The organism is Methylomonas koyamae (genome assembly GCF_019669905.1).
GTDB classification, from domain to species: domain Bacteria; phylum Pseudomonadota; class Gammaproteobacteria; order Methylococcales; family Methylomonadaceae; genus Methylomonas; species Methylomonas koyamae.
Genome location: NZ_AP019777.1, coordinates 1,479,759 through 1,495,623 on the forward strand (window position 1 = coordinate 1,479,759; position 15,865 = coordinate 1,495,623).

Sequence of the window (15,865 nt, forward strand, 5' to 3'; positions counted from 1 at the left end):
TTTTACATGAAGACCTCAAGATTTAGAGGCAGCCAGATTCTGGCGATTTTGAAACAAGCCGAAGCCGGTGCACCGGTGCCGGAGATCTGCCGTGAACACGGCATTAGTTCAGCTACGTTTTACAAATGGCGTTCCAAATATGGCGGTATGGATGCGTCCTTGATGGTTCGCCTGAAAGAACTGGAAGACGAAAACCGGCGGCTGAAGAAACTGTATGTCGAAGAACGGCTGAAAGCCGAAATCATCAGGGAGGCGCTGGAAAAAAAGGCCTAACGCCATCTTGCCGACGCGAGATGGCGCAGAACCTGCTCAAGGCCAAGCGGGCCAGTGTACGACTGGTCTGTTTGGCCTTGGGCATCAGCCCAAGCGGTTATCGCTATCAGTTAAAGCTCTCGACCGAAAACGCCGAAATTGCCGACTGGCTGCGACGCCTGACCGCCACGCACCGTACCTGGGGATTTGGATTATGTTTTTTATATTTGCGCAACGTGAAAGGCTTTCGCTGGAATCGCAAGCGGGTCTATCGGATTTACCGGGAACTGGAGCTCAACCTGCGCATCAAGGCCAAGAAGCGTTTGGTACGGGAAACCCCACAACCCTTGACGGTCTCGGATCACATCCATGCCGTGTGGTCGATGGATTTCATGTATGATCAACTGGCTGACGGAAGGGCTTCAACGTCATTGATGACTTTAATCGGGAATGCTTAGGGATTGAAGTGGATTTCTCCTTACCGGGCCTGCGGGTCACCCGAACCTTGGATCGCATCATCGAGTACCCATAGGGCATAAATGGCGGGGAAAACCCAGTGTCATTCGCTGTGATAATGGACCGGAATACATCAGCGAAACGTTAAAATCTTGGGCTGAACGACACGGTGTTCGGATCGACTATATCCAACCGGGGAACCCTCAACAGAATGCCTATGTGGAGCGCTATAACCGAACCGTGCGCTACGAATGGCTCGTCCAATACCTATTTGAATCGATCGGGCAGGTTCAAGATTTTGCTGAACGCTGGTTATGGACCTACAATCATGAACGCCCTAACATGGCCATCGGCGGTATAACACCCAAACAAAAATTGGCTCTTGCCGCTTAACCTCTACTTTTAGGATCAACTAAAAATGGGGGGATTACCTGCAGAACTGCTTGATACCTTACTATCGGGCTATCAAAAACCCGAAGACCTGATTGGCGAAAACGGCCTGTTGAAGCAATTAACCAAGGCACTGGTCGAACGTGCACTGTAAGCTGAACTGACCGAACATCTGGGCCATGCCAAGCATGAACCTGTCACAAATCCCAGTGGCAATGCGCGCAATGGCAAAAGCCGAAAAAATCTCAAAGGTGATTTTGGCGAACTGCCCATCGAGATTCCGCGTGATCGCCATGGTAGCTTCGAGCCGCAAATCGTCGCTAAACATCAGACACGCTGGCCAGGTTTCGACGACAAGATCATTTCGCTGTATGCCCGAGGTATGACGGTGCGGGAAATCCAGAGTCATCTGGAAGAGTTGTATGGCGCCGAGGTGTCGCCTTCGTTGATTTCCTCGGTCACCGATGCGGTCGCCGATGAAGTCATTGCCTGACAATCACGGCCGCTGGAACCGATTTATCCGATTGTCTATCTCGACTGTATCCATGTCAAAGTGCGCGATACCGGCGCCGTGCGGGTCAAGGCTGTCTATCTGGCGATTGGCGTCAACCTGAATGGCGAGAAGGAAGTCCTGGGGCTGTGGATCGCCCAAACCGAAGGCGCCAAATTCTGGTTGCAAGGCGGTCACCGAACTGAAAAATCGTGGCGTGCAGGACATTTTCATCGCCTGTGTCGATGGTCTGAAAGGTTTTCCGGAAGCCATCGAAACCGTTTATCCGCAAGCCTCCGTTCAGCTTTGCATCGTCCATCTGGTGCGTAACAGCCTGAACTATGTCAGTTGGAAAATGCGCAAACAGATCGCCGCTGACCTCAAGCGGATTTATCAATCGGCTACCGTGGCAGAGGCTGAGCAACGCCTGGCTGAGTTCGAGGCGCAATGGAGCGGCGATTACCCACCGGTTGCCCAGATATGGCGGCGGAACTGGGAGCGGATCATTCCCTTCTTTGATTATCCACCGGAAATACGCCGGATTATCTACACCATTTATGCCCTTTGGGTACCAATGCCATCGAGTCGGTCAATATGAGCCTGAGAAAAATCACCAAAAATCGTGGCTCATTCCCCAATGACGAGGCTTTATCGAAGCTGTTTTATCTGGCACTGATGAATATCAGTAAAAAATGGACCATGCCATTGCATGACTGGAAAGCGGCTTTAAATCGGTTTAGTATTCAATTTGAAGACCGGATGTCTAACCGCTAACCCAAACCCCGTTTACACAAAATTCAGGACAATCTCAAAATTTAGTCGACTACCTATTGAAATCAGCCCGCCTGATGCAAACTGCTGGAACGCCTCCCCAGATCTCGCCTTTCTTGATCAAAGTGCCGCGCTTTACAACAGCTGATACTGCAACTACGCCGTAATCTTCAATATTAACGCCGCTCATTACAACAGCATTTGCGCCTACCGTTACATGATTTCCTAGAGTAATAAAATCATGACCAATCGATTTTCCTTCCAAGTTATGTGGTACCAGCAACGCATTTTGTCCTATCAGGCAATTATCACCCATCTGGACAAATTGAGGATCGAAAATAATACCTGATGCGTAGCTGTTTTTCCCCATTTTCGCTCCCAGCGCCTTATAAAATAGTCGCATAAAAGGGACAGGAATAATGCCACTTCGCATGACCGGATAAAATATTAGTAAAAAAAACAAAATATATACATGGTAAATAAACTCATCTATGGAGTTTTCGCAAATTTCACCGCGTGTTAAAGGCGCGAAATATTGAAAAATCCTAAAAATTCCGATCATTGCCAAATAAAACAGGCCAATAAATAGGCCGGTTAAGAGAAAAGTATCGTGAATACCCTGCCTAATCAGAAGCCAGACGCCAAGACTTGTTAGCAAAATTCCAGTGGCTAGTAGAAGAAAAAAAATAAGAATTTGTAAGCCGTTAATTTGTCGCATAGAAGCTACCGTAGAACTTGTGGTTCTTGCCATTAAAACTGGATACGTCAAGAAGCGGAGGTGATTAACAGGTTGGCGAAAAACTTTTTTTAGACCAATTCAGTCTGTATCTAGAGGTTAAATAAAAAGATGGCACTAAAAAGCTATTTTCCTGTTAAATTAGCGGTCAGGATATGGTTTTTACTACCCTATTAACTAGTCCGACTGCGTTATAAAAGCTATGGGTCAAGCCTAGCGTAAAGACGCTAACAGGTTGTTTAAAAATATAAATCGGTGGGAAATGTTCGAAAACATGGCTGCTTTCCTATAAAGTCACTCGGTGAAAATGGGCGACCAGAGACTTACGCGTACGCTTTTTGTAGGAACTGTGCTTTTTACTACCCAAGGTGTAAAACATTTTCAAATTTTAGCGGCCTGTTAAAATTCGTTTCGATATATTCAAACACTGTTTACCTCACGGCTTCGCGACTATCAAGTTTCTCACTATGAATCGCCCCGGCTTTGAATTAATGAAATAAGCTCTCGGCATAAATAGTAAGGAAGAATTGTTTTTTGATGCTCGGGCTGCCCGGCAATTGAACTTGCTTAAGTGTATAACAGTATTGACATTCAGAAATTCGGACCAGTGGAGTTTTATGGCTGAGATGAATTTGGCCATCGCGCCGATACCGATTGTAGTAGGCTCGGCAATTGACTAGTATGGGCCTCTTAGATCAAGTAGATCAATAATGTCGATAACATATGGCCAGTCTTGGTCCGTACTAGATCGGTTTATATCGCCCGATCATCCGCCTATTTCCGATTTTCGGCTGAGAACACCTTTGTGCCGAAAAGCAAAAGGAGGAAAAATTCCTCCTTTTGCCGGCCGATTCGGACTGAAATTAAATTGCTTTTCTTTGTTTTCTGCTCGCTCCGGCAGCAAGCAGACCGCCGCCCAACAAAACAAGGCTACCCGGTTCCGGGACAGTTGTTCTTACTGTGAATGATTGATTAGCGTCTGCTTGAAATAAGAAGTCCGATTGATCAGTTGTTCCTGGGTTAGCTAAACCGTTTATATAGCAACCGCCACCTGCAAGCTGACCTGAAGCTCCAATTCCAGCAGCATCACAATCGGTAGCTGTGAACAATGATAGTGCGATTGCCTTGTCAACTACGGATCCAGAAGGGTCAACTTGTTGAAATGGAAGAACATTGGATGTATTGAAAGCCAATTCGACAATCAAAGAAGCTAATGTAGCATTGTTGAAAAAGTTACGGGCTTGGTTTAGGCCAGTAACGTCTGCAGATAAAGAGCCGCCACCTGTTCCAGTGATGCTGTAATACCCAGGATAATCGTTAGTCCCGAATTGATCCAATGCCGTTGGTGCTGGATTTATGACGGCAAACACAGTGCTATTTCCGGTTACAATCGCCGACAGCACCAAATCGCCATCGCCATAGCCGGTGCCGGCTAACGCGTTGGCATTCATATTTGTGTCGTAATAAATGTTAAAAAAATTGACGGTTTGGGTTGGCGCCAATCCGAAATTGGCGACGGCCCCGCCAGCGGTGGTCGATCCTACCTCGGTGAATCCCGCTTGAAAGGTAAGTTCGTAAGATGAGTTAAGCCCTGTGCCAAGGATTGGTAAGCTGTTGGCGCCGATAAAGTTTCCCAAGCTTGCTTGGGTATAGAGATTAAATGTTGTGGAGCCAGGGGCGGCCGCTACAGGTACTGCGCCGACCGCTAATGCAGAGCCGGGAGTCCAATCGAAAGATGAAACGCTAATGGCTCCTAGATTTGTATCGTTGATGGATACGGCGTCGGACGCATTGGCATTTACCCCGTACGCCATGGTGGCGGCAACAAGGCCATTGAGTAGTATTTTGTTCATTTTATTACTCCAAGAGAAAATACAAAAGAGTTGTGCAATGAAATAAAAGCATTTACCATGCCATAATCATAATTTATGTGACAACATGTTGTATTATATGAAATTTTTTTAGCTTTCACGCTAATGATCAATTCTGAAAGCGAGGTAAAGTGTATAAATATCTGACAGGTTTTTGGGTGTCGGTATGCATTCTATTGTCGTAAATAAATTCACTTATCGGCCCCAGGAATGTCCGCAGCTCAACGGAAACGGTCCCAAAAATTGAACAGTTGTTACTGTTCTTAGAACCTGTTCCTAATCTTTGAATAGTATCGATAATAAAGGGATGAGAAAAGAATATCCCGGTGACATCAGTTGAGAACAATTTAAGGGGGCCTCTAAAAATCCACGATTAATCAGATTCGGGGCGTAAAACGCGCTCGAAAGCGGACATTTCCAAGCGGACTACCTTCAACTCGAAGCCTTTTCAGCTCCGCTGGGCGGCATCAAGACGCAGCTACCCTGCGAATAGCGCAAAAACGTCGCATGTTGTACACCAGATTCATGAAGCCAATACGCACTTCGGCGCGGGCTAGGCCAATGCAACGGATCGCCTTACCGCCCCATTGCGCCATCCAGGCAAACACGTGCTCGACCCGACAGCGGGTTTGGGATCGCGTACGATTGCCCTGTTTTTTCCGGTCGGTCAGCGGTTTGCCGCGCACCCCTTTACGGTGAATTCGGCTGCGGTAACCTTGCGCTTTAAGGCTGGCTTCCGTGGCTTCGGATCGGTACGCACTGTCGGCCCACACCGCGTGGCTGGTATTGCCGCTATCGAGCAAGCCGTTCAGGGCTTGCGAGTCGTGGACGCTGGCATCGGTGACCGTGTATTTGCGCACCAACTTGTGGGCATTATCAACGTTGACGTGGTTCTTGTACCCGTAATAGCTCTTGTCGCCTTTCTTGGTCCAGCGCGCATCGGTATCCTTCTGACTGCGTTTGGAGGCTGACCAGTCCTCGACGGTTTCGCCGGCTTTAATCCGAGCGTTTTCGTCCGGCGTATTACGCTGCACCGGCGCCTTGACGAAGCTGGCGTCAATCAGCTGACCCTTGCGGGCAATCAGGCCGGCGCGATCCAATTGCCGGTTGAATTCATTGAACAAGGTTTCGGTCAATTTCAACGCCTTGAGCGACTCGCGAAACAGCCAGAAACTGTTGCGATCCGGTGCGTGCTTGGCATCCGACAAACCAATAAAACGCTGGAAACTACGCCGGTCTTCGATTTGAAACTCCAGTTGCTCGTCGCTCAGATTGTAGAGGCTGGCGATGACCAACGCTTTGAACATCAACACCCCATCCCAAGGCTTACGCCCGGCAGACGATTTGCGGACTTTGTGACGCACTTGATCCAGCAACGGACGGAACGCTTCCCAATCCACTTGCGCGTCCAATTCCAACAACGGATTACCCAGCCGATCGATCCGACGATCACGATGTTCAAACAGGGAACCGAAAAGGTCGTCTTGTGCCACCGTCATCTCTGCTCTCCAGGTCTTTAGCTCCGACTCATTTTACTCGCCGGGCGCAATTTTTAGAGGTTCCCTTGAGACAGTCAGGCCGCTGCTGGAAGGTGTGCGGAAGCGAACCAAGCCACGGACAGTGGATTTATACGAAGTGTTTTGCGGCATCCTGTACTTATTGAAAAGCGGTTGCCAATGGCAAATGCTGCCGAGCGATTTTCCCAAATAGCGAACGGTGTATGCCTATTTTGAGACATGGCGAGAGCCTGCCCAGGACGGCATCAGCGTATTGGAGCAGGCTTTAAAAAAACCAGGTTGGCGGAGGTTCGACGCAAGCAGGGGCGGAACGCCTCGACGCGCTTCATCATCGTCGACGCGCAGAGTTTGAAGAACACCGATAGTGCGGAACAAAAAGGCTATGACGCGGGCAAAAAGGTGTCCGGCATCAAGCGCCATATCGGCGTCGACATGTTGGGGTTGCCGCATGCAATCGAGGTTACTACGGCCGAGGTCACCGACCGTGCGGGGGCGCTGAAAGCCATCGCGCGTTGCGTCGCCAACCTGACGCAGGTTAGCAATGTGCTGGTCGATGGCGGTTATTCAGGCCAACCCTTTGCAACAGCCGTCCGTGAACAGCTTGGAGCAACGGTTCAAGTGGCCAAGCGCAACGAATTGCATACCGTTGAGGTGATTCCGCAACGCTGGATCGTAGAACGATCCTTTGCCTGGCTGGAAAAATGCCGGAGACTTTGGAAAAACTGCGAGCGCAAGCTGAATACCAGTCTGCAGCTCGTCCATTTGGCATTTTTGGCGCTTTTACTGAAAAGATCGTAAATAGGCTCTTATAAGTAATGTCACTTTTGATAAAATTAAAAAACATTTAATATCAATCCTTTAAAATTTAATGCATTATGACATTACATTCTAAAAGAGCAGTAAGTGAAAGGCCTGCTATTTTTGGATGTCAGCAAGGGTGCATAACTGGAGAACGATTTTTTAGTCGGCGCGCTCACCAAGGTGGGATGGCTGATCGCAGAGCGATGATCGACCGTCAATCGGAGTTGACGCTTGGGTGGTCAGGCCCAGCTATTGGGCATTAGTCATGGTAGTGTGTATTGCCTGCCCAAACCCGCGCTGCCAGTGAATTTGGACGCCATGTGCCGACTCGACGAGCTGCGCTTGGGGTGCCCGTTCGTAGCCCTAGTCAATTGCGTGATCAGTTGAACCTGTCGGGCGTCCCGATGGGGCGAAAGTACGCGAAAACGTTGAAGCTGCGTGTGGACATTGAGGTGGTGTGCTGCAAGCTCAATATCAGCAAAAGATACCAGGCTACGAATCCATTTTTACTTGCTGCGCGGCATGGCCATTATCGCGCCAATCAGGTTTGGGCTCTGGATACTACCTATACCGATGGTCCAGGGTATTGCGTATTTAACCGCAGTGGTCGATTGGTAATCCCCCCTGAAAAGAGCACCCTGTAAAAGTAGAATTTTCTCGTAACAGACGGAGGAAGTTTTACATGAAGACCTCAAGATTTAGAGGCAGCCAGATTCTGGCGATTTTGAAACAAGCCGAAGCCGGTGCACCGGTGCCGGAGATCTGCCGTGAACACGGCATTAGTTCAGCTACGTTTTACAAATGGCGTTCCAAATATGGCGGTATGGATGCGTCCTTGATGGTTCGCCTGAAAGAACTGGAAGACGAAAACCGGCGGCTGAAGAAACTGTATGTCGAAGAACGGCTGAAAGCCGAAATCATCAGGGAGGCGCTGGAAAAAAAGGCCTAACGCCATCTTGCCGACGCGAGATGGCGCAGAACCTGCTCAAGGCCAAGCGGGCCAGTGTACGACTGGTCTGTTTGGCCTTGGGCATCAGCCCAAGCGGTTATCGCTATCAGTTAAAGCTCTCGACCGAAAACGCCGAAATTGCCGACTGGCTGCGACGCCTGACCGCCACGCACCGTACCTGGGGATTTGGATTATGTTTTTTATATTTGCGCAACGTGAAAGGCTTTCGCTGGAATCGCAAGCGGGTCTATCGGATTTACCGGGAACTGGAGCTCAACCTGCGCATCAAGGCCAAGAAGCGTTTGGTACGGGAAACCCCACAACCCTTGACGGTCTCGGATCACATCCATGCCGTGTGGTCGATGGATTTCATGTATGATCAACTGGCTGACGGAAGGGCTTCAACGTCATTGATGACTTTAATCGGGAATGCTTAGGGATTGAAGTGGATTTCTCCTTACCGGGCCTGCGGGTCACCCGAACCTTGGATCGCATCATCGAGTACCCATAGGGCATAAATGGCGGGGAAAACCCAGTGTCATTCGCTGTGATAATGGACCGGAATACATCAGCGAAACGTTAAAATCTTGGGCTGAACGACACGGTGTTCGGATCGACTATATCCAACCGGGGAACCCTCAACAGAATGCCTATGTGGAGCGCTATAACCGAACCGTGCGCTACGAATGGCTCGTCCAATACCTATTTGAATCGATCGGGCAGGTTCAAGATTTTGCTGAACGCTGGTTATGGACCTACAATCATGAACGCCCTAACATGGCCATCGGCGGTATAACACCCAAACAAAAATTGGCTCTTGCCGCTTAACCTCTACTTTTAGGATCAACTAAAAATGGGGGGATTACCGATTGAGCTAGCCGCAAGGTCCTGGCCGCAAAGCTCGTGATTAAGCTGGAAGCGTGCCACGTCTTGAGCGTGTTGGGGTAAGCATTCACACTTTAGGCGGGCCGAACATCGTCAATACTGACGAGGGTGGTCAGTTTGCCGCCGAGGCGTTTGTCCATGCGCTGAAAAGCTTAAGCATGGGCGGTCGGTTTGTCTGGCGGGATAATGTCGTTGTCGAGCGGCTATGGCGATCGATAAAGCACGAGCGGGTTTAGCGCGTCTCTACGATTCCATCGGTCAAGCCCGCACTTAAATCCTGGATTATTTCGAGTGGAGCAGCCAGGAGTGACCGCATTCCAGTTTGAAGCGGAAAGGCGCCACATCAGGATAATAGTGATGGGTTGCCAAGTCCGCGTTAAATGACTATCCTGCGGGCCTGAGGATATCTTGTATTTCCAGAACAGAAGGTATTGGTCCAAATTTTGTGCTGTTTTTTTGATAACCTTTACCCGGGAGTGATTTTTTCATGCTGACAATCCTTCATAAATATGCATCCATGACCGGTGTCGTGGCCGCGTTATTATCATTTCAAGCTGGGTCTGCCTTTTTAGATAAGGAAATTGATATCCAGGATTCTCGAGGAAATTCTCAGGTTCCTACCTCTGACTTGGCGAGTTCGTTTGCTCGCAACACAAAAAATTCGCCCGCGGAATTTGACGCTGTACTTAAATTACTCAACGAAAAGAAATTCGACAAGGCAATAGAGGAAGCGGAAAAGCTCAAATCAAAATACCCTACACGCATGCTCCCCCGAAATTTATTGGGAATGGCTTACATGGGGAATGGGAATCATGAGCAGGCTCGTCAGCAATTCGAAGCGGTTCTGGAATCCTCACCAGGAGATCCTTCGGCTTCGGGGGCGCTAGCCGCTCTTGCGCTAAATAAAAACGATATTAGCCAAGCAAGGTCTTATTATGAACAGGTGATTAATAAGAATCCAAAACATCTCGACACAATGATTCTTCTGGCTGGCTTGGAAATCAAAGCTGGGGACAGAAATCGAGCTATACAATGGCTTACTAAAGCGGGGCAGCAGAAATCGAAGTCATTGCGATCAATAGTGGCGATTGCGAAGAGTTTGCTCCAACTGAGCGAGCCTGATCAGGCTTTGCAAGTACTTAATGATACTGATCCTTCTGCTGCTGACAATCCTGACATACTCATTCTGAAAGGTGTGACTAACGCTAGGCTTAATCGACTTGAAGCTACTGAACAGGCTTTTCGACGACTCATCCATTTGAATCCGGGGGTCGCGAACTCGCACTTTTTGTTAGCACAAGCTTATGCGGGCTTCAATAAATTGGATAAACTCAAAATCGAGCTAACTGAGACTCTTCGCATTGATCCAAGTCATCTTCAAGCAAATTCACTGATGGGGCGAGTCCTGTTAAATGAAGGAAGGCTTGAAGAAGCAAAGAAACTTCTCGCCGAAATGAAACGAACATTTCCTGATAACCCCGTGGTTTTGGCACACGAAGGATGGTTGCATGAAAATCAAAACGATTTTGCCGGCGCAATAACCGCGTATTCGAATGCGATTAACATTGATTCCAACAGTCCTCAATTACTAAGTCGCTTAGCAATGGCTCAACTGAAGGCGAAAAAAGGAGAAGATAGCCTCAGAACGCTGAACGGTTGGCTCGAAAAGCATCCGCAAGATTTGTCCATTCTCGGCTTGAGGGCACAAGTCAATCACTTGTTAGGTAAATATGAGGCAGCAATTGAAGATTATAAAGTTATTGTTGAACGCTCACCGAACGACGCTCTGGCTTTAAATAATCTCGCATGGTTTCTAAGGGATAAAGCCCCCATTCAGGCGCGTGAATATTCGGCACGTGCCTTTGAGCTAGCTCCGACCAGTTCTGCGGTTTTAGACACTCGAGCCATGTTGCTAATGGATCAAGGAGATCTTCAACAGGCTTTAAAAATTAGTAAAAAGGCAGCGGAAATACAGCCTAATGATTTTAATATCCAATATCATCTAGCACTTATATCTGCGAGTGGAGGGCACAAACAAGATGCCTCATCCATTTTGAAAATGTTATTGGCAACCGAGGCTAAGTTTAGTGAAAGATTAGCTGCGGAAAAGCTTTACAAAGACTTGACAAATTAACCAAAATGAGAAATCCCCCGACTCTGCCGGGGAGATAGTAGGAGTTTGACATTTAGAGGAGTCTATCAGGAAACTCGAGAGCGTGAGCTTAAGCCACTCGAAATGGGAGTGCAAATATCACGTTGTATTTATTCCGAAGTGCCGTCGCCGAACGTTGTATAAGGAGTGTAATGGTCAACAAAAACCGGACACCTGTTCAGGCAGCGTCTCTCGAAAATTCCCGCTCGAATTCGATCGGCGATTGATAACCCAATGTTGAGTGTGATCGACGGCCATTGTAAAAAGCCAAATAATCGATCACGCTCAGTTTCGCCGCCGCTTGGGTTTTGAATTTTTCGTAGTTGAGTTGTTCATGCTTCAAGCTACGAAAAAGCGTTCCGTCGGCGAATTATCCCAGCAATTGCCTTTGCGACTCATGCTCTGCTCCATGCGCATCACCGCCAGATGTTGCCGGTATTCCCGGCTGGCATACTGGCTGCCACGATCCGAATGATGCAATAAGCCAGGCGGCGGTTTACGGCGCCACTTGTGCCCTGTGGGTAGAAGGCCATTTGTAATGCCTTGATACAGAGCTCGGTCCGCATATGGTCGTCAATCGCCCAGCCCACCACTTGGCGGGAAAATAGATCGATCACGACCGCGACATACAGCCAGCCCTGTAACGTCCAGACATAGGTAATGTCCGTGGTCCACACTTGATTCGGCTGGGCGACCTTTAATTGGCGATCCAGCCGATTGGGCGATATGGCCTAATTGTGGTTGCTGTCCGTGGTCACTTTAAAGCGTTTGGGATAGCGGACCTTCAATTTTAAATCTCGCATGATCCGCCTCGTTTTAAAGCGGCCGACAGCAAAACCTTGCTTCTGCAATCGATCGGCTAAACGACGCGAACCAAAGCACTGTTTGTTGTCGGTGAAAATCTGCCTCACGTTTTCGGCAAGCTTCTGGTCTTGTCGCTTGTTGTCGCCATCTTGAGGAGCCTTGAGCCATGCATAATACGCACTGGTGCTCACCTGCATGACTCGACAGAGTACGGTCACTGGGTACGTCTTCTGTTGCGCCTGAATAAATCCGTACTTTACTCGGCTTCTTTCGCAAAGAAGACGGCGGCCTTTTTTAGTATCTCGCGCTCCATCCGCAGTTGTTCGTTTTCCTTGCGTAATCGGATCAATTCGTCATGATCCGACAGATTCTGGCAAGACTTTTTTGTCGCCGATTCGTTGGCCGAAGGCTTGCGTTCCGCTCGTACCCAGCGTCCCAGGGCGCTTTGCGATATGCCCAGATGATCGGCCGCTTGCTGTTGACTGTAGCCTTTTTCCAAAACCAGCTTCGTAGCATCTTGCTTGAACTCCAAGCTGTATTTGGGGCGATTGTGTTTTTTCTCGTTACTCATGGTCACCTCTAGTAGCAGTATAAATTCTGCCTTTAGAAGTGTCCGGGGTTATTAGACCATTTCAGAGTTGCGCAAGCATTTGGGTGAGGTGTTTAGAAGGCTAGCAAGCCAGAAAGAAAGCCGAATATTGGAAGGGCATTTGATGCCGGATCATGTGCATGTGTTGATATCGATCCCGCCGAAATATGCGGTGTCGCAGGTGATTGGCTACATCAAAGGGAAGAGTGCGATTCACTTGGCCCGTATTTATGGTGAAAAGAAGCGTAACTTTGTCGGTCAACATTTCTGGGCGCGAGGATATTTTGTTTCGACGGTGGGCCGGGACGAAACGAAGATACGGGAGTATATCCGCCATCAAGAACAGGAACACCAACGAATCGAACAAATGAACCTTTGGCAATGAGTCGCCGCCTATTGGCGGCTAAAGTTAAGGGAACCTCTAAAAATTGCGCCCGGCGAGTAAAATGAGTCGGAGCTAAAGACCTGGAGAGCAGAGATGACGGTGGCACAAGACGACCTTTTCGGTTCCCTGTTTGAACATCGTGATCGTCGGATCGATCGGCTGGGTAATCCGTTGTTGGAATTGGACGCGCAAGTGGATTGGGAAGCGTTCCGTCCGTTGCTGGATCAAGTGCGTCACAAAGTCCGCAAATCGTCTGCCGGGCGTAAGCCTTGGGATGGGGTGTTGATGTTCAAAGCGTTGGTCATCGCCAGCCTCTACAATCTGAGCGACGAGCAACTGGAGTTTCAAATCGAAGACCGGCGTAGTTTCCAGCGTTTTATTGGTTTGTCGGATGCCAAGCACGCACCGGATCGCAACAGTTTCTGGCTGTTTCGCGAGTCGCTCAAGGCGTTGAAATTGACCGAAACCTTGTTCAATGAATTCAACCGGCAATTGGATCGCGCCGGCCTGATTGCCCGCAAGGGTCAGCTGATTGACGCCAGCTTCGTCAAGGCGCCGGTGCAGCGTAATACGCCGGACGAAAACGCTCGGATTAAAGCCGGCGAAACCGTCGAGGACTGGTCAGCCTCCAAACGCAGTCAGAAGGATACCGATGCGCGCTGGACCAAGAAAGGCGACAAGAGCTATTACGGGTACAAGAACCACGTCAACGTTGATAATGCCCACAAGTTGGTGCGCAAATACACGGTCACCGATGCCAGCGTCCACGACTCGCAAGCCCTGAACGGCTTGCTCGATAGCGGCAATACCAGCCACGCGGTGTGGGCCGACAGTGCGTACCGATCCGAAGCCACGGAAGCCAGCCTTAAAGCGCAAGGTTACCGCAGCCGAATTCACCGTAAAGGGGTGCGCGGCAAACCGCTGACCGACCGGAAAAAACAGGGCAATCGTACGCGATCCCAAACCCGCTGTCGGGTCGAGCACGTGTTTGCCTGGATGGCGCAATGGGGCGGTAAGGCGATCCGTTGCATTGGCCTAGCCCGCGCCGAAGTGCGTATTGGCTTCATGAATCTGGTGTACAACATGCGACGTTTTTGCGCTATTCGCAGGGTAGCTGCGTCTTGATGCCGCCCAGCGGAGCTGAAAAGGCTTCGAGTTGAAGGTAGTCCGCTTGGAAATGTCCGCTTTCGAGCGCGTTTTACGCCCCGAATCTGATTAATCGTGGATTTTTAGAGGCTCCCTTAAAGGACCGCGTTAGCGGACCCTATTTACCGCTTTGAGCGGTTCGCAACATAAAGCCCTCGGCTTTGCCGGGGGATATTTACTATGCTGCTCCAATAAAGCTTTAGTACGTTGTTGAATAATACAAATCGGTGTAAAAATTTCCGAAAATAAGGCTGCTTTCCGATAAATAGCACTCGGCGACAACGAACAATCAACGAATTACGCGTAAACTTTTTGTAGGAACCGTGATTTTTACTACCCAAAGAGGAAAAAATTTTCAAATTTCAAAAGCCTGTTAAGCTGCAATTCGTAATCAACGGGTAACAGGTGGGAATTGAGTTGCTCGCGGTTATAATGCCCACTTCAATGTATTAAGCGCAGCCTGTCCTGGCTTCAGATCAGGCTCGATAAGTCTGGTGATTTTATGATGGTCAACTTCCTGATTGCCCGAGCCTCGGCTACATTTCACGGAAATATTGTCGGTTGAATAGGGCTTAACTTAATTTAAAGAGCGGTAATCTTTTAAATTCGAGATATTTCTAGGTGTTTTAATGCTTTTTTTTATAGCTTTTCCAATTCTAAAGCCAATAAGCAAGTCCTCAGAGAAATTAATATCGAATAAGTTTCTCAAATTGGTTTCCGCTTGTAATATTTGTTTCTGGCGTTTCTCGGGTAAAATGTTGAGCGGCTCTCGTTTGCTGCGATAAAAAAGCAAAGGTAAGCCTATGATTGGCTGGAAGTCCAAGCCCTGTCTGGTGGCTTCTAACCAAACTAGCTGCATGGCTCTACCAGCATGGATAAAGCCTGTTCTGTCGGAATTTTTGACACATAGCATGCCTATGATGGGGACGTCGTGCAAATTGTACCAGCACTTTAGACCAACCACCTTTGATAATCCGAAATAATTGGCGAATACAACGAATCTCCAAAAGCGCATTAAGGGAAACATTAGTTTTTCTATCCAATGCAAACCTAATGCATCCACTGGCATACCGTCACTGTGTTCAGCAATCTGTTTTTGGTTCCAGCGTATTTGTTTGAACAAAAACTCGTGAATTTCCTGGCACTCGAAAACCAAACTATCATTTATCATGAAAGCTATTGCCAGCTTTTTAATAATATTTGAAGATGTCGCAAAATGACTACAAACTTCCGGTACCGTTTTTATTGAATCCGCCAATAAATTTAAATCGTAAATCGTAGATTTGGCTGGTTGATATTTGAATCTGTTAGTTGAGCGGCTAAATATCGCTTCGTATAGCGGATCAATAACCTGTTCTTGATCGGCGAAATAAATATTAGCAACCTGATGAGGATTGGTCGGGTTTGGGAATAATTCAACGTTAGCTGATAAGCCTAAATATCGAGCTGCAATAGTAATGTTTTCTATTACAGCTCCATGAGAGATATAAGATGCAACTTGTTGATAATTATAATATGAATAATCTTTGTCGGGAAGATTATATAGAGTCAGTCCCGAATAATCGTTTGCAACACTAAGACGCCAAGGTTGAGTATTATCCCCAGATGGCGCCAATATAGCGGCTTCCAATAGTTTTTCTATTTTTATTTTTTCCATTATGATTATCTGCC

The 15,865-nt window shown here is 48.2% G+C and carries 11 protein-coding genes and 6 pseudogenes; 8 read left to right on the forward strand and 9 right to left on the reverse strand.

All coding sequences use genetic code 11. The annotated features are described in order from the left end of the window. The first annotated feature begins 6 nt into the window (after positions 1-6). Positions 7-1,101 (forward strand): annotated as a pseudogene (locus MKFW12EY_RS07150) (IS3 family transposase). Positions 1,102-1,126: 25 nt separating this feature from the next. Then, positions 1,127-2,362: pseudogene (locus MKFW12EY_RS07155) on the forward strand (IS256 family transposase). A 49-nt stretch (positions 2,363-2,411) separates the two neighbouring features. Here MKFW12EY_RS07155 and MKFW12EY_RS07160 read toward each other — a convergent pair. The 3 genes from MKFW12EY_RS07160 to MKFW12EY_RS07170 form a co-directional block, all read right to left on the reverse strand. Further along, on the reverse strand, positions 2,412-3,077 hold the full coding sequence (locus tag MKFW12EY_RS07160; RefSeq protein WP_054763670.1) for an acyltransferase: 666 nt from the start codon (positions 3,075-3,077) through the stop codon (positions 2,412-2,414). An 881-nt stretch (positions 3,078-3,958) separates the two neighbouring features. Then, positions 3,959-4,948, reverse strand: coding sequence for a PEP-CTERM sorting domain-containing protein (locus MKFW12EY_RS07165; protein WP_221054257.1), 990 nt, complete (start codon positions 4,946-4,948; stop codon positions 3,959-3,961). A gap of 485 nt (positions 4,949-5,433) precedes the next feature. Next, positions 5,434-6,465 (reverse strand): IS5 family transposase, encoded by a 1,032-nt coding sequence (locus tag MKFW12EY_RS07170; RefSeq protein WP_245006458.1) that lies wholly within the window; start codon positions 6,463-6,465, stop codon positions 5,434-5,436. Positions 6,466-6,514: 49 nt separating this feature from the next. On the opposite strand from MKFW12EY_RS07170, the pseudogene MKFW12EY_RS07175 reads away from it, so the two are divergent. The 4 genes and pseudogenes from MKFW12EY_RS07175 to MKFW12EY_RS07190 all read left to right on the forward strand — a co-directional run. Continuing rightward, a pseudogene (locus tag MKFW12EY_RS07175) lies at positions 6,515-7,281 on the forward strand (IS5 family transposase). Between the two features lie 685 nt (positions 7,282-7,966). Continuing rightward, positions 7,967-9,061: pseudogene (locus MKFW12EY_RS07180) on the forward strand (IS3 family transposase). 544 nt (positions 9,062-9,605) lie between these two features. Beyond that, entirely contained in the window at positions 9,606-11,252 is a 1,647-nt protein-coding gene (gene prsT / locus MKFW12EY_RS07185; protein WP_221054258.1) for an XrtA/PEP-CTERM system TPR-repeat protein PrsT, read from the forward strand. A 64-nt stretch (positions 11,253-11,316) separates the two neighbouring features. Beyond that, positions 11,317-11,412, forward strand: a pseudogene (locus MKFW12EY_RS07190) (IS200/IS605 family transposase); the annotation flags it as partial. Positions 11,413-11,448: 36 nt separating this feature from the next. Here the strand turns inward: MKFW12EY_RS07190 and MKFW12EY_RS23265 are convergent. Genes MKFW12EY_RS23265 through MKFW12EY_RS07210 form a run of 5 tightly spaced genes read right to left on the reverse strand, consistent with a single transcriptional unit; the run spans position 11,449 to position 12,645 of the window. Then, a complete protein-coding gene (locus tag MKFW12EY_RS23265; RefSeq protein WP_221054259.1) occupies positions 11,449-11,613 on the reverse strand; it encodes an IS3 family transposase in 165 nt (54 codons plus the stop codon). Further along, positions 11,610-11,750, reverse strand: a complete 141-nt coding sequence (locus MKFW12EY_RS23270) for a hypothetical protein (RefSeq protein WP_425334038.1) — start codon at positions 11,748-11,750, stop codon at positions 11,610-11,612. The genes MKFW12EY_RS23265 and MKFW12EY_RS23270 overlap by 4 nt, the downstream gene beginning before the upstream one ends. Then, positions 11,687-11,947 carry a DDE-type integrase/transposase/recombinase gene (locus MKFW12EY_RS07200; protein ID WP_221054260.1) on the reverse strand — a complete coding sequence of 87 codons (261 nt, stop codon included), beginning with the start codon at positions 11,945-11,947 and terminating at the stop codon, positions 11,687-11,689. The genes MKFW12EY_RS23270 and MKFW12EY_RS07200 overlap by 64 nt, the downstream gene beginning before the upstream one ends. Positions 11,948-12,001: 54 nt before the next feature. Further along, entirely contained in the window at positions 12,002-12,271 is a 270-nt protein-coding gene (locus MKFW12EY_RS07205) for an IS3 family transposase (RefSeq protein ID WP_082410018.1), read from the reverse strand. Positions 12,272-12,330: 59 nt separating this feature from the next. Then, a complete protein-coding gene (locus tag MKFW12EY_RS07210) occupies positions 12,331-12,645 on the reverse strand; it encodes a transposase (RefSeq protein ID WP_054763691.1) in 315 nt (104 codons plus the stop codon). Between the two features lie 67 nt (positions 12,646-12,712). On the opposite strand from MKFW12EY_RS07210, the pseudogene tnpA reads away from it, so the two are divergent. Together tnpA and MKFW12EY_RS07220 are read left to right on the forward strand one after the other, a co-directional pair. Further along, a pseudogene (tnpA, locus tag MKFW12EY_RS07215) lies at positions 12,713-13,048 on the forward strand (IS200/IS605 family transposase); the annotation flags it as partial. Between the two features lie 93 nt (positions 13,049-13,141). After that, positions 13,142-14,173: an IS5 family transposase gene (locus MKFW12EY_RS07220; protein WP_245006458.1), complete on the forward strand. Its 1,032-nt coding sequence runs from the start codon at positions 13,142-13,144 to the stop codon at positions 14,171-14,173. Between the two features lie 598 nt (positions 14,174-14,771). Here the strand turns inward: MKFW12EY_RS07220 and MKFW12EY_RS07225 are convergent. Next, positions 14,772-15,851, reverse strand: coding sequence for a hypothetical protein (locus MKFW12EY_RS07225; protein WP_157199487.1), 1,080 nt, complete (start codon positions 15,849-15,851; stop codon positions 14,772-14,774). Positions 15,852-15,865: the final 14 nt, after the last annotated feature.

Bases quoted from the DNA above. Each gene is read 5' to 3' on its own strand.
- MKFW12EY_RS07220 (WP_245006458.1), top strand. From the start codon at position 13,142: ATGACGGTGGCACAAGACGACCTTTTCGGTTCCCTGTTTGAACATCGT.
- prsT (WP_221054258.1), top strand. From the start codon at position 9,606: ATGCTGACAATCCTTCATAAATATGCATCCATGACCGGTGTCGTGGCC.
- MKFW12EY_RS07210 (WP_054763691.1), bottom strand. From the start codon at position 12,645: ATGAGTAACGAGAAAAAACACAATCGCCCCAAATACAGCTTGGAGTTC.
- MKFW12EY_RS07205 (WP_082410018.1), bottom strand. From the start codon at position 12,271: ATGCAGGTGAGCACCAGTGCGTATTATGCATGGCTCAAGGCTCCTCAA.
- MKFW12EY_RS07160 (WP_054763670.1), bottom strand. From the start codon at position 3,077: ATGCGACAAATTAACGGCTTACAAATTCTTATTTTTTTTCTTCTACTA.
- MKFW12EY_RS07170 (WP_245006458.1), bottom strand. From the start codon at position 6,465: ATGACGGTGGCACAAGACGACCTTTTCGGTTCCCTGTTTGAACATCGT.
- MKFW12EY_RS07165 (WP_221054257.1), bottom strand. From the start codon at position 4,948: ATGAACAAAATACTACTCAATGGCCTTGTTGCCGCCACCATGGCGTAC.
- MKFW12EY_RS07225 (WP_157199487.1), bottom strand. From the start codon at position 15,851: ATGGAAAAAATAAAAATAGAAAAACTATTGGAAGCCGCTATATTGGCG.